26 protein-coding genes are annotated in these 25,832 nt (G+C 63.8%); 13 read left to right on the top strand and 13 right to left on the bottom strand.

The genetic code is table 11. From position 1 onward, the window contains the following. Positions 1–4: 4 nt before the first annotated feature. The 3 genes from EN861_RS25355 to EN861_RS25345 all read right to left on the bottom strand — a co-directional run bounded on the left by EN861_RS25355 (position 5) and on the right by EN861_RS25345 (position 3,840). Positions 5–1,132: a sugar ABC transporter substrate-binding protein gene (locus tag EN861_RS25355; RefSeq protein WP_135866273.1), complete on the bottom strand. Its 1,128-nt coding sequence runs from the start codon at positions 1,130–1,132 to the stop codon at positions 5–7. A 289-nt stretch (positions 1,133–1,421) separates the two neighbouring features. Then, the gene (locus tag EN861_RS25350; protein ID WP_135866271.1) at positions 1,422–2,450 is read right to left on the bottom strand and encodes a LacI family DNA-binding transcriptional regulator; all 1,029 of its coding nucleotides are present in this window, start codon (positions 2,448–2,450) and stop codon (positions 1,422–1,424) included. Positions 2,451–2,610: 160 nt separating this feature from the next. Next, positions 2,611–3,840 carry an MFS transporter gene (locus EN861_RS25345; RefSeq protein ID WP_127279255.1) on the bottom strand — a complete coding sequence of 410 codons (1,230 nt, stop codon included), beginning with the start codon at positions 3,838–3,840 and terminating at the stop codon, positions 2,611–2,613. 177 nt (positions 3,841–4,017) lie between these two features. On the opposite strand from EN861_RS25345, the gene EN861_RS25340 reads away from it, so the two are divergent. Beyond that, positions 4,018–4,308 carry a DUF3175 domain-containing protein gene (locus tag EN861_RS25340; RefSeq protein WP_127279254.1) on the top strand — a complete coding sequence of 97 codons (291 nt, stop codon included), beginning with the start codon at positions 4,018–4,020 and terminating at the stop codon, positions 4,306–4,308. A gap of 41 nt (positions 4,309–4,349) precedes the next feature. Here the strand turns inward: EN861_RS25340 and EN861_RS25335 are convergent, their stop codons facing one another. The 3 genes from EN861_RS25335 to EN861_RS25325 form a co-directional block, all read right to left on the bottom strand. Next, entirely contained in the window at positions 4,350–4,793 is a 444-nt protein-coding gene (locus EN861_RS25335) for an SRPBCC family protein (protein ID WP_127279253.1), read from the bottom strand. Between the two features lie 156 nt (positions 4,794–4,949). Further along, entirely contained in the window at positions 4,950–5,726 is a 777-nt protein-coding gene (locus tag EN861_RS25330; RefSeq protein ID WP_127279252.1) for a FadR/GntR family transcriptional regulator, read from the bottom strand. A 100-nt stretch (positions 5,727–5,826) separates the two neighbouring features. Further along, positions 5,827–6,723 (bottom strand): NAD(P)-dependent oxidoreductase, encoded by an 897-nt coding sequence (locus EN861_RS25325; RefSeq protein WP_127279251.1) that lies wholly within the window; start codon positions 6,721–6,723, stop codon positions 5,827–5,829. 120 nt (positions 6,724–6,843) lie between these two features. Between EN861_RS25325 and EN861_RS25320 the strand changes: the two genes are divergently transcribed. Next, positions 6,844–7,782 carry an NAD(P)-dependent oxidoreductase gene (locus tag EN861_RS25320; protein WP_135866269.1) on the top strand — a complete coding sequence of 313 codons (939 nt, stop codon included), beginning with the start codon at positions 6,844–6,846 and terminating at the stop codon, positions 7,780–7,782. Positions 7,783–7,800: 18 nt separating this feature from the next. Here EN861_RS25320 and EN861_RS25315 read toward each other — a convergent pair whose 3' ends face one another. Both EN861_RS25315 and EN861_RS25310 read right to left on the bottom strand, forming a co-directional pair. Beyond that, positions 7,801–8,583, bottom strand: a complete 783-nt coding sequence (locus EN861_RS25315; protein ID WP_127280593.1) for a FadR/GntR family transcriptional regulator — start codon at positions 8,581–8,583, stop codon at positions 7,801–7,803. Positions 8,584–8,771: 188 nt separating this feature from the next. Further along, the gene (locus tag EN861_RS25310) at positions 8,772–9,761 is read right to left on the bottom strand and encodes a sugar-binding protein (protein WP_127280594.1); all 990 of its coding nucleotides are present in this window, start codon (positions 9,759–9,761) and stop codon (positions 8,772–8,774) included. Positions 9,762–10,207: 446 nt separating this feature from the next. On the opposite strand from EN861_RS25310, the gene EN861_RS25305 reads away from it, so the two are divergent. The 11 genes from EN861_RS25305 to EN861_RS25250 all read left to right on the top strand — a co-directional run bounded on the left by EN861_RS25305 (position 10,208) and on the right by EN861_RS25250 (position 20,492). After that, complete coding sequence (locus EN861_RS25305) at positions 10,208–10,951, top strand: ATP-binding cassette domain-containing protein (RefSeq protein WP_127280595.1); 744 nt, start codon at positions 10,208–10,210, stop codon at positions 10,949–10,951. A 52-nt stretch (positions 10,952–11,003) separates the two neighbouring features. Further along, positions 11,004–12,002 carry an ABC transporter permease gene (locus tag EN861_RS25300; protein ID WP_127873191.1) on the top strand — a complete coding sequence of 333 codons (999 nt, stop codon included), beginning with the start codon at positions 11,004–11,006 and terminating at the stop codon, positions 12,000–12,002. A gap of 175 nt (positions 12,003–12,177) precedes the next feature. Next, entirely contained in the window at positions 12,178–13,005 is an 828-nt protein-coding gene (locus EN861_RS25295) for an AraC family transcriptional regulator (RefSeq protein WP_135866266.1), read from the top strand. Between the two features lie 113 nt (positions 13,006–13,118). Then, on the top strand, positions 13,119–13,562 hold the full coding sequence (locus EN861_RS25290) for an SRPBCC family protein (RefSeq protein WP_135866264.1): 444 nt from the start codon (positions 13,119–13,121) through the stop codon (positions 13,560–13,562). Between the two features lie 11 nt (positions 13,563–13,573). After that, entirely contained in the window at positions 13,574–14,368 is a 795-nt protein-coding gene (locus EN861_RS25285; RefSeq protein WP_135866261.1) for an FAD binding domain-containing protein, read from the top strand. Positions 14,369–14,477: 109 nt separating this feature from the next. After that, on the top strand, positions 14,478–14,960 hold the full coding sequence (locus EN861_RS25280; RefSeq protein ID WP_135866259.1) for a (2Fe-2S)-binding protein: 483 nt from the start codon (positions 14,478–14,480) through the stop codon (positions 14,958–14,960). 12 nt (positions 14,961–14,972) lie between these two features. Beyond that, positions 14,973–16,340 (top strand): xanthine dehydrogenase family protein molybdopterin-binding subunit, encoded by a 1,368-nt coding sequence (locus EN861_RS36675; RefSeq protein WP_135866257.1) that lies wholly within the window; start codon positions 14,973–14,975, stop codon positions 16,338–16,340. Position 16,341: 1 nt separating this feature from the next. Beyond that, positions 16,342–17,343, top strand: coding sequence for a molybdopterin cofactor-binding domain-containing protein (locus EN861_RS36670; RefSeq protein WP_127873194.1), 1,002 nt, complete (start codon positions 16,342–16,344; stop codon positions 17,341–17,343). Between the two features lie 9 nt (positions 17,344–17,352). Further along, positions 17,353–18,234, top strand: coding sequence for a MoxR family ATPase (locus EN861_RS25265; protein ID WP_135866255.1), 882 nt, complete (start codon positions 17,353–17,355; stop codon positions 18,232–18,234). A gap of 234 nt (positions 18,235–18,468) precedes the next feature. Further along, positions 18,469–19,605, top strand: coding sequence for a VWA domain-containing protein (locus EN861_RS25255; RefSeq protein WP_135866253.1), 1,137 nt, complete (start codon positions 18,469–18,471; stop codon positions 19,603–19,605). Further along, positions 19,605–20,492 carry an amidohydrolase gene (locus EN861_RS25250; RefSeq protein WP_189343729.1) on the top strand — a complete coding sequence of 296 codons (888 nt, stop codon included), beginning with the start codon at positions 19,605–19,607 and terminating at the stop codon, positions 20,490–20,492. The genes EN861_RS25255 and EN861_RS25250 overlap by 1 nt, the downstream gene beginning before the upstream one ends. Before the next feature lie 181 nt (positions 20,493–20,673). Here the strand turns inward: EN861_RS25250 and EN861_RS25245 are convergent, their stop codons facing one another. Genes EN861_RS25245 through EN861_RS25225 form a run of 5 tightly spaced genes read right to left on the bottom strand, consistent with a single transcriptional unit; the run spans position 20,674 to position 25,699 of the window. Continuing rightward, a complete protein-coding gene (locus EN861_RS25245) occupies positions 20,674–21,939 on the bottom strand; it encodes an ABC transporter substrate-binding protein (protein WP_135866248.1) in 1,266 nt (421 codons plus the stop codon). Positions 21,940–21,965: 26 nt separating this feature from the next. Next, entirely contained in the window at positions 21,966–22,796 is an 831-nt protein-coding gene (locus EN861_RS25240; RefSeq protein ID WP_135866246.1) for a carbohydrate ABC transporter permease, read from the bottom strand. Then, positions 22,793–23,716: a sugar ABC transporter permease gene (locus EN861_RS25235; protein ID WP_135866244.1), complete on the bottom strand. Its 924-nt coding sequence runs from the start codon at positions 23,714–23,716 to the stop codon at positions 22,793–22,795. The genes EN861_RS25240 and EN861_RS25235 overlap by 4 nt, the downstream gene beginning before the upstream one ends. Continuing rightward, positions 23,709–24,866, bottom strand: coding sequence for an ABC transporter ATP-binding protein (locus EN861_RS25230; RefSeq protein WP_135866242.1), 1,158 nt, complete (start codon positions 24,864–24,866; stop codon positions 23,709–23,711). Before EN861_RS25230 ends, EN861_RS25235 begins: the two co-directional genes overlap by 8 nt. After that, on the bottom strand, positions 24,863–25,699 hold the full coding sequence (locus tag EN861_RS25225) for a metallophosphoesterase (RefSeq protein WP_135866240.1): 837 nt from the start codon (positions 25,697–25,699) through the stop codon (positions 24,863–24,865). The genes EN861_RS25230 and EN861_RS25225 overlap by 4 nt, the downstream gene beginning before the upstream one ends. Between the last annotated feature and the right edge of the window lie 133 nt (positions 25,700–25,832).

Below are 25,832 nucleotides of genomic sequence, written 5' to 3'. Positions count from 1 at the left end.
GAGCCTACTGGTTTTCCTTGGTCTGCCCCATGATTTCCTGGGCGCTGAAATTGATGCCGCAGGTTGGGAAGGAGTTGCCGACGAAGAAATTGTCGGACTGGTCGGGGAAGAAATCCTGGCCAGCCTTGAAGTTCGGATCCTCCACAATAGCCAGCGGCAGCTTCACCGATTGCGGCACGACATTGCCTTCGAGGGCCGCGATTGCCGTCTTGATTGCCACCGCCACCTGGGCGGGGCCGGTGCCGGCCGAAGAGCACTTCAAGCCGTCGCCGGCATGCGCGGCACAGAACTTGCGAAAACCGTTCTCCGTCTCGCCGCCGAACGGAACGAATGGATGCTTGGCATCCATCATCGCCTGCACGATGCCGGTGTCGCCGCCTTGCCCGGTGATGCCGTCGAACGGGCCGTTTGTGGCAATCGCGTCCGCCGTGGCTTTCTGGGCAACGCCGTCGTCCCATTTGCCGACCACCTCGGTGACTTCCCATTTCTTGCCGGAGCCGTCGAGGACCTCGTGGATGCCGGCATGACGGTCCGTGTCGACGGAAGTGCCGGCGACGCCGCGCACTTCGAGTACCTTTCCGCCGTTCGGGACATGCGAGACCAACCACTTGCCCCACAACGCGCCAAGGCCCTTCTGGTCGACATTGACGTTGATGGCATCCTTGGTGTCGAGGATGTTGTCGAAGGCGACCAGCACGACACCGGCCTCCTTCGCACGCTTGATGACTGGTCCGAATGCGGTTGGGTTCTGCGCGTTGACGACGATCGCGTCAAAGCCGGAATCGATGAAATTGTTGATCGCGGAGATCTGCGCCGGGACGTCCTCGCCCGTCGACACGACCTTGAATTCCTTCAGCTTTTTGGCGACATCCGGCTGTGCCGCATACGCCTTGGCGGTCTGCACCATCTGGATGCGCCAGGTGTTGGCGATGTAGCCGTTGGCCAACGCAATGCGGTATGGTCCGGCCTTCTTGGGAAACTTGAAGAATTGCGTATCGGCTGCCCATGGGGCAAAGCAGTCCGGCTCGGCTGCCGGTCCCTTGACGATTTCCGGGCCTCCGGCCATCGCCGCTGAGCTCAACATGACGAATGCAGTGGCGGCAACGATGCCACCAACGAGTGACTTGATCATCGATATTCCTCCCAGTTGCAGTTCTGACTTGTTTGTTAGCTGCAGTAGAATGACGTGTTCGCCCCAGCACCTCCCGCCCTGGCCGGCCACGCACGTCAGGTGGCCAGCACCGACCTCTCCCTCCTCGTTGCTTCCTTAAGCTGCAACGAAAGTATCATATTATCAATAATAAACAAGGAAAATTCTGTCGCTTATGTATAATAAACAGCGCTTAGACTTGATGCCGGTTCGAATGGTAGCGCTACCAAGAATGCCTGTAAAGGCTGATTTCAGCAGGGTCTAAACTGCTTCAGCGTGCCGTGCTCTCGCGCCGCTTGAGCTCGAAGCCGAGGTCGACGACACGCTCCTGCGGCCGATCACCGGCGATGGCCGCCAGCGCCATGGCGACAGCGCGCCTGCCGATTTCGTAGCGATGGGTGCGGATGCTGGTGATCGACGGAAATGCCACCTGCATCATCTCGAGATCGTTGAAGCCGACGATGCCGATGGTCTTCGGCACATCGATCGAGGCGCGATGGCATTCAAACAGCACACCGAGCGCGATATCGTCATTGTTGCAGAAAACGCCGTCGAGCGTCGGCATCTTGGCAAGGGCGTCGCGGAACAATTCACGGCCAAGCGACACGCTGGAAAGCACCGGCGTGGTGGTGACCAGGCGCGGGTCGAACAGCCCGGCCCTCTCCATCGCCGCGCGGTAACCAGCCAGGCGCCGCTGCGAGCGCGGATCCATGCGTGCACCGATGAAACCGATCCGGCGATACCCCGCCTCGATCAGGTGCTCGGTCGCCGTCCTGCCGCCGTCGAGATGCGAGAAGCCGACCATCATGTCCACGGGATCGGGTCCGGTCTCCATCACCTGAACCACCGGGCAACCGGCATTCTCCAAGAGCTTTCGCGAGGTGGGCGTCTGGTCGATGCCGGCAACGATCAGCGCTGCCGGCCGCTGGGAGCCGAACAGCTGCAGCAGCCGCTCTTCCTCCAGTCCGGAATAGTGCGTGTTGCCGAGCTGAATGCGGAAGGGGCTGTCCGACAGGCTGTCATAGATGCCGCGCACCACCTCGGCGAAGACGTTGTTGGTCAGCGAAGGCACCAACACGCCGAACACTTCAGCCCGCGCCGAGGCCAACGCGCGTGCGTTCGGGTCCGGCACATAGCCAAGTTCTTCGACGGCGGCCAGGATCTGGCGGCGCAGTTCCTCGGAAACGCGCACCGGCTCGCGCAGCGCGCGCGAAACGGTGATGGCGCCGACGCCTGCCTTGCGTGCCACATCCGATATGGTCGGGCGGCCACCGCCCCGGCGCGAGCGCGGCTTGATCAAGGCCTTGGCCCATGCGCATGGCCATCGAAGCGCGCCCGCAATGCGATATTTCCAGCTGTCGCCATCTCACCGGCCTGTTGCCGCACCCATCGGCCCCTGGCGTCGCGCAGGGACTGGCTGTTGTCAAGCCGAGCCACTGAGTGGCTGTGCCTGGCCTTCCTCAGGCGGCTAAGGCGGCCCTGTGCCTCGCCTTCCACATGAACAGGCCGATCGCCAGTATGTTCAAGAGGTTCCAGGCGATGCCGTTCAGGAACGCGGCGGCGTACGAGCCGGTCAGGTCGTAGATCCAGCCCGACATCCAGCCGCCGATCGCCATGCCGAAAATCGTCGCCATCATGACGATACCGATACGCTGGCCGGCCTCCTTGGCCGGCAGGTACTCGCGCACGATGATCGCATAGCAAGGCACGATGCCGCCTTGTGACAGGCCGAAGACCAGCGACACGACATAGAGCGAGGCGAGCCCGTCGAACGGGATATAGAATAGCAATGACAGGCATTGCAGCACCGAGCCGATGAGCAGGGTTTTGACGCCGCCGATGCGGTCGGCGACGAAGCCCGAGGCAAGCCGGCTGACGACGCCCGCCGCCATCATGATCGACAGCATGTCGGCGCCATGCGCCATGCCGTAGCCAAGATCCATGCAATAGGCGACGATGTGAACCTGGGGCATCGACATCGCCACGCAGCAACCCAAGCCGGCGACGACCAGCAGCGCCTGCATTGCCCCCGGCGACATAGGAATCGGCTGCACCGACCGGCTTCCGGGCGAGCCGGCGGCAGCCGCTTCCGGCGCGCCGCGCCGCAGCAACAACACCAGCGGCACCATGGTGACCAGGCAGAAGACGCCGATTGCCGCATAGGTGAAGCGCCAGCCTTCCGCCTTGATCAGCGTCGGCATGATGGTGGGCCAGATCGCTCCGGCGAGGTAATTGCCGGCCGCCGCCGCCGTGACGGCGACGCCGCGGCGACGATTGAACCAGTGCGAGATATCGGCGATCAACGGTCCGAAGATCACCGATGTGCCGAGACCGATCAGCACCCCTTGGGCAAGGGTGAATTGCAGGATCGAGGTCGACAGCGCCGCGAGCAGGAGGCCGGCGGAGAGCGCGATCGAGGAGAACAGCGCCGGAATCCAGTAACCCATGCGGTCGATGGCGCGGCCGACCAGCACATTGCCGGCGGCAAAGCCGACCATGGTCGCGGTGTAGGGCATGGATGCCGCGGCGCGGTCGACGCCGAACTCGGCCTGTACCGCCGGCAGCACCACGACAACGGCCCACATGCCGACCGCGCCGATTGTCGCCAGCAGCATCGAGATGGCCAGCCGCATCCAGGCGTAGGAGCTGTCGATACCGGGACTGGGCCGGCTCAAGTCGGTTCGGGTCAAAGGCGTTTCCTGTCGGCGGTCTCGAAAACCGGTCGCCGTTGTCGCCACTATCCGCGCATTCCCCGTCCATAGCAGCGCCACGACAGGCAAATCCGTGGCTCCAGAGCGGAAAGGCAGGTGGGAACCGACATCCATGTGTGGAGTTTCCGATCAGCAACCCCGCAAAGGAGTCCAGCCATGACCGCCACCAAGCAGAAATGGTCGGCCGAGGTAACCGAGCACAGCGATGCGATGGATCTCGAGGAGCATGTCTTCGAATCCGACGACGCCAAGAAGATCGCAGCCTCGCTCAAGCGGTCGGCCGAACACAGCCACCGTCGCAAGGCCGAGCCCTTCCAATCCGCCATGTCGATGCTGAATTTCTACATCAACAGGGCCGGCAGAAACCTGCCCGCGGCGCGCAAGAAGGTCCTCGAGGACGCCAAGGACGAACTGCGCGAAGCATTCGGGCGGCCAAAGGAGGACTAGCCGCCCTCGCCCGCCAATGGCTCCTGACTGGACAGGGCGTCCTATTGCTTGATTTCGGGTTCGACGAGCCTGGCCAGGTTCCGCAGCGATTCCTGCCAGCCGAGATAGCAAGCTTCCGCCGGAATGACATCCGGGATACCGGCCTGGGTGATGTTCACTTCGGTGCCCACGGACACTTTCTTCAACGTCACGGTCACCTCGATCTCGCCGGGCAGGTTGGGATCGTCGAACCTGTCGGTGTAGCGCAGGAGTTCGCCCGCGACGAGCTCGACATACTCACCGCCAAATGAGTGGCTGTCGCCAGTGGTGAAGTTGCGGAACGACATCTTGAACGTGCCGCCGACCTTGCCCTCGAAGTGATGGACCGTGCAGGTGAAGCCGTTCGGCGGAAGCCATTTGGCAAGCGCATCGGCCTCGAGGAACGCACGGTAGACCTTCTCCGGGCTGGTGGTCAGAACGCGATGCAGACGAACGGTGCTGGGCATGTCGATACTCCTTCGTGGTCTCTGTTCGATACCCCAAGGACGGTTATCACACGGCCGATCCGACACAGGTTTTTGAGTTTTTTGACGGTGGCGGCCTCAATTGCTTCGAGCCGGCAAGGCGGAAACACCCGCGCAAATGGCTGTGTCGCTGGAGTTCTATCGCGAACGGATGACGTTGTCGGTATTGGCCAGGAGCTTGCGCACGGCATTGCGCGCCGCATCCGGCCGCTGCAGGCGGATATTCTTTTCGATCGCCTCGTGCATCTTCTGGGCGAGCTGCAAATCGTCGAGTTCGCGGGTCGTGTAGGCAAACAGGTGATCGAAGGCGGATTCGATCAGCACGCCGAGCGGGACCAGCAGGTCATTGCCGGAGGCACGCAGGATTGCAAGGTGGAAGCGGGTGTCGGCGCGGGTCCGTTCCTGCAGACTTTTCGCCTCGCCCATCTCCCGGCAGGCCTGGCTGATCTCAGCCATCTGCTCGTCGGTCCGCCGCATGGCGGCAAAGGCGGTCGCTTCCGGCTCGATGATGTGGCGGAATTCCTGCACCGTCCTCAGGAACACCTCGCGGTCGGGCGACGTCGCGTACCAGGCGAGCACATCGCGGTCGAGCAGGTTCCAGCGTTCTTTCGGTTCGACCCAACTGCCGATCTTGGGGCGCGATGCCAGCAGGCTCTTGGCCATCAGCATCTTGATCGCCTCGCGCACCGCCGACCGGCTGACGCTGAAGGTCTCCGACCACTTGGCTTCATTGGGCAGGATGGTGCCGGGCGGATAGTCGCCGCGCACGATCCTGAGCCCGATCTCGCTGGCCAGCGACGTGTGTACGCTGGAGCCGGGAATGCGCGCCGCGTCGGGCCGGCGAACACCGGCCGGGCGTTCGGCGGCTACAGCCTTTTTGGGCGATTTTTCCTTGTTCGGCCTCGCGTCCCGCATGAATTCCAGAAAGGCCGGTTTAGGGAAGCTGTCAAGCGCGGTGCGGCCATTGGGCGGCAAAGCCGGCTTCTATGCACAACCCAGCGCGATTCGACCTCGCTCAGGCGGTCTTGACGTATTTGCGCCAGCTATGCTCCGGCCGGAAGCCGAGCATGTTGCGCGCCTTGCGGTTCGATAGCAGCGTCTCGTATTCGCCGAGTTCGCCCTTGACCGGCACGCCGGGATAGAACCGCTTCAGGAGTTCGGCGGTCGGCAGATCGGACGAGGTGTCGTCATTGGCGGCGTTGAATACCTGGTAGCCCAGCCCATCCTTCTCGATGGCGCGCAGCGTGATCTGGCCAAGGTCGCGCGCGTCGATATAGCTCCAGGCGATACGTTTGCGGAAGCCCGGATCGGCGAACCATTTCGGAAACAGCGAATACTCATGCGGCTCGATGACGTTGCCGATGCGCAAGGCATAGATGTCCGTGCCATTGCGCTGCGCGAAGGCGCGCGCCGTCTTCTCGTTGACGATCTTGGACAGCGCATAGCTGTCCATCGGATCGACGTCATACTCCTCGTCGAGCGGGAAATGCGTGGGGTCGCGCGGCTCGTTGGCGAACACCAGGCCGTAGGTCGTCTCGCTGGAAGCGATGATCACCTTGCGGATGCCGAGCTTCACCGCGGCCTCGATGACGTTGTAGGTGCCCATCGCGTTGATGCGGAACACCTCGTTGTCGGGTGTGATCATGATGCGTGGGATGGCGGCGAAATGCACCACGGCGTCGACGGGCTGCGGCCGCAGCGACGGATCGAATTCGTGCAGCCCCATATAGCTCGACAGCGCGTTGAACACCTGGCCGCTGTCGGTGATGTCGGTGATCAGCGTGCGCACCTTGGGATTGTCGAGCGGTTTGGTGTCGATGTTGAGCACCTGGCAGCCCTGCTCCACCAGATATTGCACGACGTGGCGTCCAGCCTTGCCGCTGCCGCCGGTGAACATGATCCGCTTGGTCATTTCTGGTCTCCACGAAAGTCCTGGGATTTACGTCTATTGTCAGACAATATTGCTTTCTGCAACCGTCTATGGCTAAAACAGCGGCAACATTATCGATAATCACAGAACAGGACAGACAGCATGAACACCACCGCCACCAGCGAGACAATCGGCTTTGTCGGCCTTGGCCTGATGGGTCACGGCATCGCCAAGAACATCGTCGACAAGGGCTATTCCCTGACCTTTCTCGGCCGCAAGAACCGCAAGCCGGCGGAGGATCTTCTCGGCCGGGGCGCTCGTGAGGCATCGACCTCCCGAGACGTGGCGGCCGCATCCGATATCGTCTTCATCTGCGTCACCGGCTCGCGCGAGGTGGAGGCCATTATTCGCGGTCCCGGCGGCCTCAAGGAGGGTTTGAAGAAGGGGTCGGTCGTCGTCGACTGCTCGACCTCGGATCCGGTCTCGACGGTGGCGCTCGCGGCCGAACTCAAGGCGCTCGGCGTCGACTATGTCGACGCGCCGCTAAGCCGCACGCCGAAGGAAGCGTGGGAAGGCACGCTCGACGCCATGGTCGGCGCGCCCGACGCCGTCTTCTCCAGGGTCAAGCCGGTGATCGACACCTGGGCTGGCCGCATCGTCCATATCGGCGACACCGGCGACGGCCATCGCATGAAGCTGCTCAACAATTTCATCTCGCTCGGTTACGCCGCCATCTATTCCGAGGCATTGGCGCTGGCCGAGAAGGTCGGCATCTCGCCGCCGCGTTTCGACAGCGTCATCCGCAACGGCCGCATGGATTGCGGCTTCTACCAGACCTTCATGCGCTGGACGCTGGAAGGCGACCGCGACGCCCACAAATTCACCATCGCCAATGCCTTCAAGGACCTGACCTATCTGGAATCGATGGCGGGCGCGGCGGGCATCGCCAACCCGCTCGGCAACGCCACCAAGAATTCCTTCGCCGGCGCCCATGCCACCGGGCCGGCCGAGCAGTTCGTGCCGATGCTGGCGACTCATATCGCCAAGGTGAATGGTATCGACCTGATGCCGATGAAGGATGGCAAGAAGCAGACGATCTGAGGCCCCGGACGGCTGGCCTTACCGCCGGCCTCTTCCGATCCCCTCATCGGTGTCGGCGAGCAGCTTGTGCACGGCGTTGCGGGCGGCTGCCGGCCGCTGCAGGCGGATGCTCTTCTCGATCGCCTCGTGCAGATTCTGCGCCCGCCGCTGATCGCCGACCTGGCGCGTGGTGAAAGCGAAGAGATGGTCGAGCGCCGATTCGATCAGCACGCCGAGCGGCACCAGCAGGTCGTTGCCCGACGCCCGCAGGATGGCGAGGTGGAAGCGCGTATCGGCACGGATGCGCTCGGCCAGGTTGGCCGCCTCCCCCATCTCGCGGCACGCCAGGCTGATCTCGGCCATCTCCTCGTCGCTGCGCCGCATCGCGGCAAAGGCGGAGGCCTCCGGTTCGATGATGTGACGGAACTCCTGCACGGTGCGCAGGAACGCCTCGCGATCCGGTGCGGTCGCGTACCAGGCCAGCACGTCGCGGTCGAGCAGGTTCCAGCGCTCCTTCGGCTCGACCCAGCTGCCGATCTTGGGACGCGATGCCAGAAGGCTCTTGGCCATCAGCATCTTGATCGCCTCGCGCACCGCCGAACGGCTGACATTGAAGGTTTCGGCCCATTTGGCCTCATTTGGCAGGATGCTGCCGGGCGGATAGTCGCCGCGCACGATCCTGAGCCCGATCTCGCTGGCGAGCGATGCATGAACGCTGGACCCGGGAAAGTGCGCCGCATCCGCCCTGCGGACGACCGCCGTATCGCGGTTGGCTTGCGCCTTCGCCCGACCAGCCTGTTTCTTTGCCTTTTCGTCCGGCATCCACGTTCCAATAGGTCGGCCGTCTGTCGCCCGGATTGATCCGGAGCCGCGCGGCGCGCCGATCCCGTTGCCGAAAAACCAAACCATGGGCGCGACAAAGCCGGAGCCGCTGGCCCCTGAAGCGTCTGCCCCAATCATCCGACGAGGTGGAGGGGCGCCCGCTTGGCGGGCGCCCCTGATCGAAAACCCTACTTCTGGATGCAGGTGTCGACCGTGTCCTTGGTGCATTCGTCGAGACCGGTGAACACCGGATCGTCAACCTTCTTGCCCGTGACCAGGTCGATCATCACCGATGGCGCCTTGTAGCCCATTTCGAAGGGCCGCTGGCCGACCAGCGCGGTGACAAGGCCGTCCCTGGCGATCGCCACCTCGTCGCCGATCGTGTCGGCGGCGCCGATGACGAAGTCGTTCTTGGCCAGCCGGTCCTTCAGCGGTCCGACCAGGTCGCGATAGGGCTGCGGCGCGCCGAACAGCGGCCAGCCGCCCATGATGCCGAACGCGTCGAGCTTGGGATTGGCGGCGAGGATGTCGGTCATCGCCTGAACGCCCTTGGCGCCGTCGTCATTGGTGAACACCGGGCAGCCGGCGACTTCCGTCCAGCCGCCTTCGCCGGCAAGGGCCGCGAGGCCCTCCTTGCCCGTCAGCGCGTCGCGCATGCCTTGCGCGCGGCGCAGGATGTTGTCGGCCGCCGGATTGCCCTCGATGGTGCAGATCGTGCCGCCGTTCGGCTTGGCCTTCTTGATGTACTCGCCGATCTTCTTGCCCATCAGATAGTTGTCGGTGCCGAGATAGGTCTTGCGCAGCGCCGCGTCTTCCTTGGCGAGGTCGGCGTCGACGGTCATGATCGGGATCGACGGATTGGCGCTCTTGATCGTCTGCGCGATCAGCGGCGCGTTGGACGGCGAGATCGCCATCGCCACCGTGTCGGCCTTGCTCAGCATATCCTGCACGATCTGCGCCTCGCCGGCCTCGTCGGAAGTCGATGCCGGGCCGGTGTAGAAGCATTCATATTCCGAGCTGGCGTTTTCCTTGTTCCACTTCTCGCAGCCCTGGTGGATGGCTTCGAAGAACGGATTGTCGAGACCTTTCACCACGATGACGAGCTGCTTCTTGGCCAAAGCCGGCCCGGCGCCCAGCGCCATGGCGGCGACGGCGGCGAGCAATACTGTTTTCCTCATGTCAGTCCTCCCTTGGAAACAGACGGACACGGCGTGCCCGCCACACAAACCAGCCAGGATGCGAGATGACTGAGACGCGTGCGCTCACTCAATCCGGCCAGGCCGATAAGCATTTTCAGATGCGACCAGTTCAGCGATGACGCCGCACGATCGCCAAAACCTTCCGACCGGTGGCGCCGCCGATGGCGTCGTCAAGGCCGGCATGTCTTCCTCCGACGCTCAACTAATAACGGCTTGCCGCCAACGTCAATTGCTATTTGTCCTACAAAACTGATTTTTCAAAAACAGCACGGCACTATTCGTCTGACAATTGCCCGTCGACAATTGACGCCCGCGACGCCATTCGCGTAAATGACGGCATCGCTGTCCCGGGAGGAGTTGGGAAGGCGAATGGATGCCGTCGCCTGTCCGCGGGCGGATGGGCCTGATATGGGAGGCAAAGACTGGTGGCGGTTCTCGAACTCACCAACATCTCGAAGCATTTCGGCGCCATCCAGGCGGTCAACGACGTGTCGCTGTCGATCGAGCCCGGACAGGTCGTCGGCCTGATGGGCGACAATGGCGCCGGCAAATCGACGCTGGTCAAGATGATAGCCGGCAATTTCCGGCCGAGCCATGGCACGATGCGGATGGATGACAAGGAGCTGATCCTGCACAAGCCGGTCGAGGCGCGCCAGCACGGCATCGAGATCGTTCACCAGGACCTGGCGCTCTGCAACAATCTGACTGCGGCGGCCAATGTCTATCTCGGCCGCGAATTGCGCCGCGGCGTCGGCCCGTTCCGCATCCTCGACTACGCCGCCATGTACAAGCGCGCCGGCCAGATCTTCGCCGAACTGAAATCCGAGACCCGCCCGCGCGACCTCGTCAAGCAGATGTCGGGCGGCCAGCGCCAGGCGGTGGCGATCGCCCGCACCATGCTGTCTCAGGCCAAGATCGTGCTGATGGACGAGCCGACGGCGGCGATCTCGGTGCGGCAGGTCGCCGAAGTGCTGAACCTCATCCGTCATCTGCGCGACCAGGGCATCGCTGTCGTGCTGATCAGCCACCGCATGCCCGACGTCTTCGACGTCGCCGACCGCGTCATCGTCATGCGGCGCGGCCGGAAGGTCGCCGACAAGGCGATCGCGTCGAGTTCGCCCGAAGAGGTCACCGGGCTGATCACCGGCGCCATCGAGCAGGTGGCATGAGAATGGCGAACCCGGATTTCACCGCGCATCGGCAGCGCAGGAAAGGTCGATAATGGCAGTCACCCTTGACCAGACGATCGCGCAGAAGCAGCACACCTTCCTGTCGCGCCTGTTCTCCAGCCAGACTTTCTGGGTGGTGATCGCCGTCATCCTGGCCTGTATTTTCCTGTCCTTCGCCACCGATGCCTTCGCCACATCGAAGAACCTCTACAACATCACCCGCAACATCACCTTCGTCGCCATCGTCGCGCTCGGCATGACCTTCGTCATCATCACCGGCGGCATCGACCTGTCTGTCGGTTCGGTGCTGTGCCTATGCTCGATGGTGCTGGCGGTCACCATGCATGCCGGTTATTCGATCGAGATCGGCATTCTGGCCACGATCGCCACCGCGCTCGTCATCGGCGCCTTCAATGGCATTTTTATCGCCTACCTGGGCTTTCCGCCCTTCGTGGTGACGCTCGGCATGCTGTCGATCGCCCGTAGCCTTGCCATGGTCGCCTCAAACAACACCGTCGTCTTCCAGTTCGGGCCGGACCACAACAAGCTGCTGGCGCTCGGCGGCGGCGCCTGGGTGTTCGGCATCGCCAATCCGGTGCTCTACATGATCATCCTGGCGCTGATCACCGGCTTCATCCTGCGCTGGACGAAGTTCGGCCGCCATATCTTCGCCATTGGCGGCAACGAGCACGCGGCGACGCTGACCGGCGTACCGGTCAAGCAGATCAAGGTCGCCGTCTACATGATCTCGGCGCTGTCAGCCGGCATTGCCGGCATCATCGAGACCGGGTGGCTCGGCGCCGTCACCACCAATCTTGGCAACGGCATGGAACTGCAAGTGATCGCCGCCACCGTCATCGGCGGCGCCAATCTGGCCGGCGGCGTCGGCACCGCCTTCGGCGCCATTGTCGGTGCTGCCCTCATCGAGGTGATCCGAAACAGCCTTGGCCTGCTTGGCATCAACGCCTTCTGGCAAGGCACCTTCATCGGCGGCGCCATCCTGCTGGCGGTTCTGTTCGACCGCATCCGCAATTTCAGGCGCAGCGACTGAGAGCACGTCGTCGAAGCGCAATTCGTTCTGGTTGCTATCGTTCAGTCTGAAAATCGACTGAAGCCGACCGCCATTGGTTCCGGCCAACAACCGATACCTTGACGGATGCCGAAAACCGGCCGCACAATCCCCCTGCAGGCGAAGGGAGGCCAGTCGCCTGCGGGAGGATATACCCATGACGGAAGCGATCAGGCTCTACTGGGGCCGGTTCGGACATGTTTCTGTCCTGAATGTCGCGAGCGACTTCGTCACCCATGCCCATATCGAGGCGCATCTGATCATCTGGCTCGAAGGCACCGCCGGCGAGATGACCATCGGCCGTGAGACGGTCCGCCTCGGCCCGGGTACCGCCGCCGGCATCAACTCGCTCCAGCCGCATAGCCACGTCCTGTCCCAGGACGGACGGCCGGGCCTGTTCCTGGCCTTCTACATCGACCCGGACTGGGCGCGCCGGCGCCGCGACCTGCCGTCCAGCGCGCCGCTGTTCTCACAGGCGGCGATCGCGCTCGAGCCGTGGCTGCACCAGGCCGCCGCCAGCCTGCTCGATCATCTCACCGACAATGAAAGCGTCGACGACGTCGCCAACTACGAGATCGAGCGCTTCATCGACTCGGTGCTCGATGCCGCCGACGCCTCGGCGCCGCAGGAAGCGCGCGGCCGCATCAGCACCATGCAGGATTTCCGCGTCCGCAAGGCGATCCAGCTGATGAAGGCCAATGTCTGCGAGCGCATCTCCTTCGACGATGTAGCCCGCAGCGTCGGCCTGTCGCGGCCGCATTTCTTCGCCTTGTTCAAGGAACAGACCAATCTGACGCCAAACGTCTACTGGAACACGCTGCGAATGGAGGAAGCGGTGCGGCAGCTGCAATGGTCGCAGGAGCCGCTGATCTCGGTCGCCTGCAATCTTGGCTTCACCACGCAGGGCAATTTCTCGCGCTTCTTCCGCGACCATGTCGGGGTGCCGCCGACGCTCTACCGCGAGGCGGCGCGGGCCACGGCCTGAGTCGGCGCCATCTGTTTTTCAGACTGGTTGATACGCGCTCAAGACGCATTGATAAGCGCTGCCCGCTCCAGCGCCCTACCCTTGCCGCAACGAACTCCGCAAGGGAACACCATATGCCCAAAGTCACCATCTCCAGCGTCATCGACGCGCCGGTCGAAAAGGTCTGGGCGCGCATACGCGACTTCAACGGGCTGCCGGGCTGGCACCCGCGCATGGTCGACAGCCATATCGAGGACGGCAAGGATGCCAGCACGATCGGCTGCGTGCGCAACTTCCAGCTCGCCAGCGGCGCGCGCCTGCGCGAAAAACTGCTCGACTTTTCCGATGACGATTTCCTCGTCAGCTATTCCATCCTGGAGACGCCGCAGCCGCTCACCAACCACAAGGCGACGCTGCAGCTCAGGCGCGTCACCGACGGCGACCGCACTTATGCCGAATGGACCGCCAGCTTCGACGCGGCCCCCGAGGATGCGGACAAGCTGGCCGAGGGCATGGGCGCCAATGTCTTCCAGGGCGGCTTCAATGCCCTTAAGACCCATTTCGCCGGCCAGAGCTGAAGGAGCGGGCCATGGCACTGGCGCTGCAGACTTTTACAACGGTAAAGGACGCCAATGCTGCGCTGACGGCGGCTGGCAGCCGCTATCTCGGCGGCGGGACGCTTGTAGTTCGAGCCGCCAATGAAGGCGATATCTCCGTCGCCACTCTTGTCCGCGCCACCGACCCAGCCCTGTCCACCATCGCCCTGTCCGGCGGCAAGGTCCGCATCGGCGCCTCGGCGACCATGGCGGAGATCGCCCTCCATCCGGAGCTTGGTACCCTTGCCAAGGCCGCGCGCGCCGTCGGTGGTCCGGCGATCCGCAACATGGCGACTGTCGGCGGCAATCTGTTCGCGCCGTCGCCCTATGGTGATTTTGCCGTAGCCCTGCTGGCCCTCGACGCAACGGTCGGCACCGATGACGGCGACACGCCCATCGAAACCTTCCTGGCCGGGCGGGACAACAGCCGCGCCATCGTCACGTCGGTCAGTTTCATGCTTCCGAGGGCCGGCAGTTTCCGCTTCCTCAAAGTGTCTCGGGTCAAGCCCAAGGGGGTCTCGGTGCTGAGCATTGCGATCGTTCTCGAACAGGCTGGAAACGGGACCGTCTCCTCGGCGCGGATCGCGCTCGGCTGCATGGCCGATCGGCCGGTGCGCGCCAGGGCGGCGGAAAACGCACTGCTGGGAAAAACGCTTGATCAAGACGGCATCGCGGCAGCGCTGGCCGCCGCCACCGAAGGCACCGCGCCGATCACCGATCCAATCGCCAGCGCCTGGTACCGCGCCGAAGTGCTGCCGGTCCATCTCGGCCGGCTGCTGCTCGGCTGATGCTTGTCGCCCAAAAGTGTGAAGCGGTTCTGGGAGAACGACAAGCACAAAAATGAACACGTCGGGGGGCGCGCGCTTGCCCTGCGGGGCAGGCGCGCAAGGAGGAAGAATGGCAAAGGTCCCGGTTCAATTCACGCTCAATGGCTCTGAAAAGGCCGAATTCGTAGACGGCGGCACCACGCTGCTCAACGCCTTGCGCGACAAGATCGGCGACACCTCGCCGAAGGGCGGCTGCCACCAAGGCACGTGCGGTGCCTGCTCCGTCATCGTCGACGGTGAGTTGAGGCTCTCCTGCCTGACGCTGGCCGAAACCTGCAACGGCGCAACGATCACCACCACATCGGGCCTTGCCGAAGGCGGCGTGTTGCACCCGCTGCAGCGCGCCTTCCTCGACACTTTCGCCAGCCAATGCGGCTTCTGCACGCCGGGCATGATCATGGCCGCCAAGGTGCTGCTCGACCACACGCCCAACCCCAGCCGCGACGAGGTCGTCGAAGCGCTGTCCGGGAACATCTGCCGCTGCACCGGTTACGAGCCGATCATCCAGGCGGTGCTCACCGCCGCCCGCGCCAACTCGCAGAACGCGGCCTGAGGGACCAAAAGAATGGAACTGCGCAAGAGCTACTTCGCCGATGTCCGCAAGGACGATCTGCACGAGATCGGCCAGGCCCGGCCACGCTCGGATTCGCCCGGCCACGTCACCGGCAAGACCACCTTTTTCGCCGACCGTAACTTCCCCGGCATGCTGCATCTGAAGATGGTGCGCAGCCCGCACCACCATGCCCGCATCCGCTCGATCGACACCTCCGAGGCCGAAAAGCATCCGGGCGTCGTCAAGGTGCTGACGGCCAAGGACGTGCCGCACAATGTCTACACCATCCTGATCTTGATCCAGATCGGACCCGAGGATGAGACGGTGCTGGCCGACGGCAAGGTGCGCTGGAAGGGCGAGGCCGTGGTGGCGGTGCTGGCCGAAACCGAGCGGGCCGCCCAGGAAGCCGCCGCCAAGGTCAAGGTCGACTACGAAGTGCTGCCAGCGGTGTTCGACATGGAGGAAGCACTGAAGCCCGGCGCGCCCATCGTCAACGAATATCACGGCCAGAATTATTACCTCTATGACAGCGGCGAGTGCCGCAAGGTGCGCTTCGGCGATGTCGAGGCGGGCTTTGCCGAGGCCGATCACGTGCTGGAGCAAAGCTATCAGTCGTCACCCATCGAGCACGCGCCGACCGAGACCACCGGCTGCGTGGTGGCGCCCGAAGGCAATGATCGCTTCACCTGCTACACCAACACCCAGGCGATGTTCTTCACCCTCGACAACACTTCGATCATCCTGCAGATGCCGGGCTCGAAGCTGCATTTCGTCGGCGGCACCGTCGGCGGCGGCTTTGGCGGCAAGGTCGATGTCATCGTCGAGCCGATCGCCATCCTCGGCGCAAAATTAACCGGGCGACCGGTCTGTTTTATCTACAGCCGGGAGGAGGAGATGCAGATCTCCTCGCCGCGCGCGGCCGAAAAAGTCGTCATCAAGGACGGCGTCATGAAGGACGGCCGCATCGTAGCGCGCAAAGTCACAGGCTACACCGATGCCGGCGCCTACTCTCGCCACTCGCCCTATGGCGCGCAGAAGGGCGCCGGGCACTATCCCGGCCCCTACACCATTCCCAATGTCTGGATCGACACCTACTGCGTCTACACCAACCGCACCCCGTCGTCGGCCATGCGCGGCTTCGGCGTCACCATCGGCGACTTCGCGCTGGAGGTGCAGATGGACAAGCTGGCGCGGCTGATCGCCATGGACCCGCTCGAATTCCGCTTCATCAACGCCTATCGCGACGGCGACATGAAAGCGCATCGCCAGCCGACCGAGGGCGCGGCACTGATCGAGTGCATGCAGGAAGCAGCGCGCGCCGCCAACTGGCCGGTGGCGGAGAAATACATGGCGATGTCCTCCTACAAGAAGGGAGCCTGAGATGGCGATCCGGCGTGGACGCGGCGTCGCCGCGATCAACTACCCCACGGGCATGAATCTCGGCGGCGATCCGACCCAGGCGCTGGTGCATTCGACCCCGACCGGCAATTTCATGGTGACGCTTTCCAGTGTCGATCTCGGCCAGGGCATGAAGCAGATCATGGCGCAGATCTGCGCCGAGACAATCGGCGTGCCGACCGACCGCGTCGTCGTCGACACCGCCGACACCGACACCGGCCCGCACTGCATGGGCACCTTCGCCTCGCGCGGCACCCACCGCGCTGGCAATGCCGTGATCCAGGCCGCCAAGGAGGCCCGTCAGGTGATGCTGGAAGTGGCCGCTGAAGAGCTGGAGGTGAATGCCTCGGACCTCGAAACCGACGGCCAGGGCAACATATTGGTCAAGGGCGCGCCGCAAAAGTCGATCTCGATCTTCGACGTCGCGCTGTCGGCGCATTTCAAACGCGGCCGCTCGATCTCCGGCCGCGGCATGTTTTTGATCCCCCGCTCCTATCCGGAGAAGGAAACCGGCGCGATGAAGCCGTCGACCTGCTACGCGCATGCGTGCACGGTCGCTGAAGTCGAGGTCGACGACGAGACCGGCGAAGTGACCGTGCTCACCGTGAAGAACGTCTTCGAGATCGGCCGCGCGCTGAACCCGAAAATGGTCGAGCAGCAGCTGGTCGGCGGCTCCTGGATGGGCATCAGCCACGCACTCTACGAGACGACCGAGCCCTATTATCCCAACCGCGACCATGGCGGCACCGATTTCAACCAGTATTTGATGCCCGGTCCCGGCGACCTCGCCGAGACCGAAATCATCGTTCTGGAGCGTCCGTCCGGCGACGGACCATATGGCGCCAAGGGGCCGGGCGAAATGTGCGCCAACCCGCAAATACCGGCGGTCGCCAATGCCGTCTTCGACGCCGTCGGCGTGCGCATCGACACGCTGCCGATCACGCCGGAGCGCATTTTGCGGGCGCTGAAGGCGCAAGCGAACTGAGTGCCGAAAATGCCCGAGGTGAACACCGAGACTGTCGCGACCTCGCCGGAGGCGGTGGCACAGCATCTCGCCGCCTCGCGCTATCTGGCCGACGAAAGCCTCGCCACCGCCATCTTTCTTGCTATCCGGCTCGGCAAGCCGCTGCTGCTCGAAGGCGCGCCGGGCGTCGGCAAGACGGAAGCGGCCAAGGCGATCGCCGCGCTGCTCGGGCGCGATCTGGTGCGGCTGCAATGCTACGAAGGCATCGACGCCGCGCACGCGCTCTACGAATGGAATTATCAGCGCCAGTTGCTCGCCATCCGCGATGCCGGCGAGCACGAGATCGACATCTATGACGACCGTTTCCTCATCGCCCGTCCGCTGTTGCAAGTACTGAAGGCGCCGCAGCAGCGTGTGCTGCTGGTCGATGAGATCGATCGTTCGGACCATGAATTCGAAGCGCTGCTGCTGGAGTTCCTCTCCGACTTCCAGATCAGCATTCCCGAGCGCGGCACCATCCGTGCCGAGGCACAGCCGATCGTCGTGCTGACCTCGAACCGCACCCGCGAACTTGCCGAAGCGCTGCGCCGCCGCTGCGTCTATCACTGGATCGGCTATCCCGACGCCGAACGCGAGGCCGCCATCATCATGCTGCGCGCCGGCGATGTGGCGCAGGCCACTGCTCGCGCCGTGGCGGCGGCTGTACAGACCATCCGCGCCCGGCCGCTCGCCAAGCCACCCGGCATCGCCGAGGCGGTCGAATGGGCCAATGCCGCGACCATTCTTGAAAAAGGCGGTAGCCCCTGGCCGGAAGCCTTCCGCCGCGCCATCGGCGTGCTGATCAAGGACGAGGAAGACCTGTCCTACATCGCGCCGGAGCTTGGCCGTATCGTCGAGGAGGCGCTGGCGTGATGCGGGGAGTCAACGAGCCTCTGTCTCTAACGTCGGCGGGACAGCGCCCCCCTCTGTCCTGTCGGACATCTCCCCCACAAGGGGGGAGATTAGCAACCTCGGCGCTTCGCTCAATCCTGCTACGTTGGAGATTGGCGAAAGCCGGGATGACATCCGATCTCCCCCCTCGTGGGGGAGATGTCCGGCAGGACAGAGGGGGGCGCGAAGGAACGCAACGGTCGGAATATTTCTGCCATGCCGCGCGACCGTAGCCTACCTCCGGCCTCGGCACCCTTCCTCGGCTTCGCCCGACTGCTGCGCCAGTACGGTTTCGCCATTGCCCCCGAACAAGCCTCCGGCTTCATGCAGGCGATAACCTTGCTTGGCCCCCGCTCGATGGCCGATATCCGCGAGGCGGCCCTTGCCACGTTGGCGCCGCCGCCGGATCGCCGCGACGAATTCGAGGCGCATTTCCAAAGCCATTTCTACGGCAACACATCAGCCGTTGTCGAAGGCGACGCCGACGACGAGACCCGCATCAAGGATGATGGCGGCGCCGACGACGAACGGATCGAAGCCGAGCGGCAACAGGAAGGCGGCGAACTGTCCTCGGCGCTGGAGCAGTTGAGCACCCGCGACTTCCAGCGCGACGACGACAGGCTGACCGCCTTTCGCCGCCAACTGTCATCCGCGCTCCCCGCGCGTCGCTCGTTTCGCACCGTGCGCACCCATTCACGCGGCAAGCTCGACCTGCGCCGCTCGCTCAGGGAAATCGTCAGCGCCGATGGCGATGTCCCCTCGCCGCTGCTGCGCCGCCGCCAGACCGTGCCGCGCAAGCTGCTGATCCTCATCGACGTTTCAGGCTCGATGAAGTTGCACACAGCGGACTATCTCAAGCTGGCGCATGCCGCCGTGCAGGGTGCTGACCGGGCAGAAATATTCACCTTCGGCACGCGTCTGACCCGCATCACCACGGCGTTGCGCGTCCGCGACCGGGACCAAGCGCTGGCGCGCGCGGCCGCCCAGGTCGACGACTGGGACGGAGGCACCCGCATGGGGCCGACGCTGCTTGCCTTCCTCTCCGTGCCGCGTTTCTCCTCCTTCGCGCGCGGTGCGGCCGTCGTCATCCTGTCCGACGCGCTGGAGCGCGGCGATCATGCCGAGCTGGAAACGGCGATGCGCCGGCTGAGCGCCCGCGCCTTCCGGCTGTCGCTGGCGACCCCTTTGGCCGGCGACCCGCGCTTCCGGCCGGAGACCGCCGCGCTCAGTGCCATCCTGCCAGTGCTTGACGATCTGGTCGACGGCTCGTCACTTGCCGGTCTCACCGATTTCATCCTGTCGCTTGCCCGCCCCGCGCCCGTGGCGGCGGCAATCTGGAAGAGGGTATCGTGATGCAAAAAGCCATCGACGCGCATTTCCACATCTGGCGCCAGCAGGACCAGCCCTGGCTGGTCGGGCCGATGGTGCCGCGCATCTTCGGCCCTTACGAGCCGATCCGCCGCGATTATCCGATCGGGGAGTTTCTCGCCGACCAGCAGGGTTCCGGCGTAGAAAAAGCGGTCTATGTCCAGACCAACTGGGCCAAGGAGGATTTCGAAAAGGAAGTCGCCTTCCTGCAGAAAACGGCAGATGAAACCGGCTGGCCGCACGCCATCGTCGGCTATGCCGACATGACGGTCGACGATGTCAGGTCTCAGATCGACCGCTTGAAAAAATATCCGCTGCTGCGCGGCGTGCGCATGCAGCTGCACTGGCACGAGACGCCGGCCTTCCGCTTCGCCGCCTCGGCCGACCAGGTGATCGACCCGAGAGTGCGCGCCAATGTCGCGCGGCTGAAAGATTACGACCTGTCCTTCGACCTGCAGCTCTTCCCCGCCCAGATGAAGGACGGGCTGGCGCTGGTCGGCGAGAATCCGCAAACCAAATTCATCCTCACCCATGCCGGCATGCTGACCGGCATGGACACGGAAACCACCGAGGCCTGGAAGGCCGGCCTGCGCACGCTGTCGGCTGCGCCCAATTTCTATGCCAAGCTCTCCGGTCTCGGCACTTTCGTCCACCGCAACGACCCGGCGCTGATCGCCTATATCGTCGACAATGCGATCGACATTCTCGGAGCCGATCACCTGATGTTCGGCTCGAACTTCCCGATCGAAAAGCTGTGGACCACCCACGCCGAACTGATCAAGGCGCACCGCGATGCGGTGGCGAAGCACGGTCCGGCCGCCGAGGCGGATATCTTCTGGAATACGGCGGAGCGGGTGTATCGGCCGGTTTAACGCAGCGGTCTTCCTTCTCCCCTTCTTGTGGGAGAAGGTGGATCGGCGCGCAGCGCCGAGACGGATGAGGGGTGTTCCAGCGGAGTGAGACGTTGGCGTTCCCTGGAGCACCCCTCATCCGACCTCGCTTCGCGAGGCCACCTTCTCCCACAAGGGGGGAAGGAAGAGCCGCCGTGCTTCCTTATTGCGTGGGCAGCATGCCTTCGACGTCGCTTGCAGCGTCGCCGAGCGCCTCCTTGGGCGTTGCCGACTGGTCGACGATCCGCGACAGATTGTCGACGATGGTCTGTGTCACCTTCACACCGTTGGTGCCGGGGAAAGCATACCACGGAACCATCAGCGGCATTTGGCTCAGACCAGCCTGGAACAGCGGGTTCTTCTTGTAGAAATCGCCGAGATATTCCGGCGATTTCGCCGCCAGTTCGTTGTTGGGGACATAGCCCGTGCCGGGCACGACGACCGACGCGCCATAAGGACCAGCGGCGAACTTCGCGAACTTCCAGGCGGCGTCCTGCTTGGCCGCGTCCTTGGTCAGGATGACCACGGCGTTGCCGCCGGTCGGCAGATGGCCGTTGATCGGATCGATCAGCGGGATCTTGGCCGTGCGCAGCGTGAACTTGTCGCCGACATTCTTGATCGTGTTGACCAGGGCGCCGGTGGTCTGGAATTCGAAGCCGACCTTGCCGGCCGCGAACGCTTGCTCGCCAGCCGGCTTGGTGAAGACCGGCATGCCGCCCTCCTTCACCATCCGCTCCAGGATCTCGACGGCCTTCTCGCCTTCCGGCCCATTGAAGGCGACCTTGCTTTCGTCCTCGTTCAGCATCTTGCCGCCAGCGCCGAACAGCAGCGCCGAGAACATCCAGTCGTCGCCCTGCCAACGGAAGTCGATGCCGTCGACGCCATTGCCGAGCGCCTTGATCTTGCCGCCGAGCGCGATGACCTCGTCCCAGGTCTTGGGCGGGTTGTCCGGATCGCCGCCGGCGGCCTTCACTAGGTCGGCATTGTAATACATGATCGGGTTCGAGGTGGCGAAGGCGAGGCCGATCTGCTTGCCGTTGACTTGCGCCAGCTTCAGGATCGTGTCGGAGAAACCGAGTTCCGCCATGTTGCCTTCCTTCTTGACCAGCGGGCCAAGATCGACGGCAACGTCGCGCTCGTTCAGCATGCGCAGGCGATTGAGGCCGATGAAGGTGATGTCGGGCATCTCGTCGGTGCCGGCCTGGCGAAGGATGGTCTGGATGCCTTCCTCATAGGTGGCGGACGGGCTGGCGAACTGGATCTTGATGTCGGGGTTTTCTGCCATGAACTTCTTCGAGATCGTGTCCATCACGTTCTTGAAGAAGCCGGGCATCGGATAATGAACCGTCAGCGTCGTGTCGGCATAGGCCGGAAGGGCGAATGTCAGCGAGACCGCCGCCGCTGCAAGAATCCTGGGAAGTTGCTTCATGTGCTCGTGCTCCTGGTTCGACCCGGTCAGCCTTTGAGACCGGTCATGGTGATGCCTTCGACGAAGCGCTTCTGTGCGAACAGGAAGGCGACGACGAGTGGGAGGGTGATGATCAGCGTTGCGGCCATCAGTGCGCCGTAGTCGTCGCCCGCCTCCGCGGCGCGGAAATACATCAGGCCGAGCGGCGGCGTGGCGTAGGCCTGCTTGCTGACGACGATCAGCGGCCAGTAAAGGTCGTTCCAGTGCGCGACCACAGAGAAGATCGCGAAGGCGGTGACGGCCGGCCAGGCGTTGGGGACGATGACGCGCGCGACAATGCCCAGTTCGGACATGCCGTCGAGCCGCGCCGCGTGGATGAGATCGTCGGGCATGGCGCGGAAGAACTGCAGGAACATGAAGATCGCGAACACCGAAATGGTGAAAGGCGCCACCAGCGATGTGTAGCTGTTCAACAGCGACATCCGGTCGAAGGCGACATAGAGCGGCAGCGCCGTGGCGTGGATCGGCACCAGCAGGCCGAGCATGACCAGCACCATCATCAATCGCGCCGCGCGGAATTTCAGCTTGGCCATGGCGTAGGCGCAAGGGATGGCGACCAGCACCTGAAAGAAGAAGATCAGGCCGCACACGATGACGCCGTTCCACAGCAGCGTTGCCATCGGCACCTTGGCAAACGCCTTGGCGAAATTCTCGGCGAAGTTGAAATGCTCGGGGATGAGCGACAGCGACGAGGTGAAGATGTCGCTCTGCGTCTTGCCCGCCGTCGAGATCATGAAGATATAGGGGGCAAGGATCATCAGCGCGCCGAGCGAAAGCAGCGCGAAGCGGATGAGGCGGCCGGCCGGGATGCTGGTCATGTGTAGTGCACCCGCCGGTCGAGCACGCGATACTGGAGAAGCATCAGCACGACCAGGATCGCCAGGAAGACGACGGTCATTGCCGAGGCGTAGCCGACACGCAGATAGACGAAACCTTCCTGGTAGATGGTGAACAGCAGCACTTCCGACGCCTTGTTGGGGCCGCCATCGGTCAGCATCTTCACGGTCTCGAAAACCTTCACCGCATTGGTGATGCTGATGGTGACGACGAACAGCGTCGTCGGTCCGAGCATCGGCCAGGTGACCAGGAAGAACCGGTCGAGCGCCGATTTCGCGCCGTCGACGTGTGCGGCGGCATAGAGTTCGCGCGGGATAGCCGTCAGGCCCGCCAGGAACAGCACCATGTTGAAGCCCACCGACTGCCAGATGCCGATGATCGACAGGCTGTAGAGCACGGTGTTCGAGGCCCCGAGCCAGTTCGGACCGGGAATGCCGGCGAGGGAAAGCAGCGCGTTGATCGGCCCGATCGTCGGGTGGAAGAGATATTGCCAGACCGTCGCCATGGCGACGATCAGCGAAGCCACGGGGAGGAAATAGACGGTGCGGAAGAAGCCGCGCGCACGCGGTTCACCTTCGATCAGCAAGGCGACGCCGAGACCGAGCACGATCGAGACCGGTGCCACGATCGCCGTATAGACCGATGTGTTCCACAATGATTTGCGGAAGGTTCGATCGGTGATCAGATGCGCGTAGTTCTCGAAGCCGACCAAGCGGAATTTGCCATAGCCGAGTTCGAAATCGGTGAAGCCGAGGAAGATGACGGCAACCACCGGCAGCAGCACGAACAGCAGCAACAGCACGATCGCCGGAGCCGCCAGCAGCCAGGCGGCGCGGTCTTCGCTGCGCCGATGAAGTGCCGCCGCATCCGAAGCGCGGCCCGCCAGCACGATGCTAGACATAGGCCGGCTCCTGCCGCGTTGGCGCGGCACTTGCCGTACGCAGCCGCCGTCCCTCCGGCCCGAAGACCATGGCCTGTTCGGGGGACAGAAGGATACCCACCGGCATTCCCGCAATCAGGTCCCTCGCCTCATGCGGCGCAAGCTTGGCGATGACGACGTCGCCGGACGCGTCGAGCCGGCAATGGGCAATGACCTCCGACCCGAGGAATTCCAGACGCTCGATCCGCCCGGCAAGCCCGCTCCGGCCGCTGGGCGACAGCTTGACGAATTCAGGCCGGATGCCGAGGCTGACCGGGCCGTTCGCCACTTTCTCCAGCAGGGCAAGCCGGGTGCCCGAGAAATCGACGCGGCCATTCTCGGCGAGCGCCGAGATGATGTTGATCCTCGGCTGGCCGACGAAGCGGGCGACCTCGATATGAGCGGGATCGTTGTAGATCGCCTCGGGCGCGGCGAGTTGCAGCAGATTGCCGCCGATCATCACCGCCACGCGGTCGGCCATCGAAAGCGCCTCGGCCTGGTCATGCGTCACATAGAGCGTCGGTACGCCGGCGCGCCGGTGCAGTTCGACGATCTCGCCACGGGCATGGACGCGCAGATTGGCGTCGAGGTTGGACAGAGGTTCGTCCATCAGGAAGATGCTGGGATGGCGCACCATGGCGCGCGCCAGCGCGACGCGCTGCCGTTGCCCACCCGACATCTGACCAGGCTTCCGGTCAAGCAGATGGTCGATCTTGAGCACCGTCGCCATCTCGCGGACATCCCGCGAAATCCCGGCCCGGATCTCTTTCTGGCCCGGCAGGGCCGAGCCGACCAGCGGCAGGCGCTGTGTCCGGCTCAACCGCTTCATGGCCAGCGGAACGGCAATGTTCTGGCCGGCCGTCAGATGCGGATAGAGCGCGTAGGACTGGAACACCATGGCGATGTTGCGATCGGCCGCGGCGACCGCCGACATGTCCTTGCCGCCAACGAAGATCTCGCCGCTGTCGGCATGATCGAGCCCAGCAAGGATGCGCAGCAAGGTGCTCTTGCCGCAGCCCGAGGGGCCGACGAGAGCGATGAACTCGCCCGCTTCGGCATCGAGGCTGACGCCGTTCAGGACGGCGTTGCCGCCAAAGGCCTTGTTCAGGCCGCGAAGCGAGAGCGCGCTCATGACGCGATCTTCCTGCGGACCTTGTGCGCCTCGTGCGGGTAGACCTCCTCGACCACGTCATCGAGGACATGGACGGTCATGCCGGGAATTGCGACGATCTCGCTGGTGACCGTGTCGCCGAACTCATGCACGACGGCGCCGAGCAACCGCTCGCCCGGCATGTCGCGCTCCATGTCGCCGACGACGAAGGCAGCCGACGGACCCCATATCAGCGAAGTGTTTTGGTATTTGCCTTGCCATGCCCGGTGCAAGTGCCCGCTGGCGAACAGCGCGACATCATGGGCGGCGATCAGATCGTAGAGACGCTGCCGCTGTGCCGGGCGGATGCTCCAGTAACCGGTGTCGCCCTCGCCCGGCTCATCGATGAACAAGGGCTTGTGGGCGAAGAGCGCGACGCGCCGGCCGCCTCGGCTTTCCAGCGCCGCACGCAGCCATTCGAACTGGTTCTCTTCTTCGGCATCATCAAAGCCCATCAGCAGGCTGTCGAGGCCGATGAGCCGCCAGTTTCCGGCGTCCTCCATCCAATAGTCGGGACCAACCAGCCGGCGCCAGCGCTCGAGACGTTCCGCATTGACCTGCTGCAAGGAGCCGGGCAGATGGCCGACATCGTGATTGCCGGGCACAAGCAGCATCGGGACTGAGATTTCCCGCATCAGGTCCATGCAGAAGCTGATGTCGGCATCCTTGTCTGCGCCATCGACGCTGAGATCGCCGGTATGGATGACGAGGTTCGCAGCGCTCTGCTCGATCCAGGCGGCGAGCGGCTGCCAATTGCCGTTGAAATGCGGCTTGGTCGGGCTGAAATGGGTATCGGTGATCTGGACGATTTTCATGCCGGCTCCATTGCGAGAGCCGGCTGCCGGAAAACCACCGAGCGACCTCGCGTGTGGCTTCCTTAGTGCCGTTACATGTCACTTCCTTAACAGCGTGGGGACAAATGTGCGCGGCGCGCCGATAGGCCGGCTA

Origin of the sequence: Mesorhizobium sp. M8A.F.Ca.ET.218.01.1.1 (assembly GCF_004791165.1) — a bacterium.
In the GTDB taxonomy this organism is placed as follows: domain Bacteria; phylum Pseudomonadota; class Alphaproteobacteria; order Rhizobiales; family Rhizobiaceae; genus Mesorhizobium.
The sequence above is the reverse complement of the archived record's forward strand: the minus strand, read 5'-3'. Positions and strand labels throughout refer to the sequence as shown.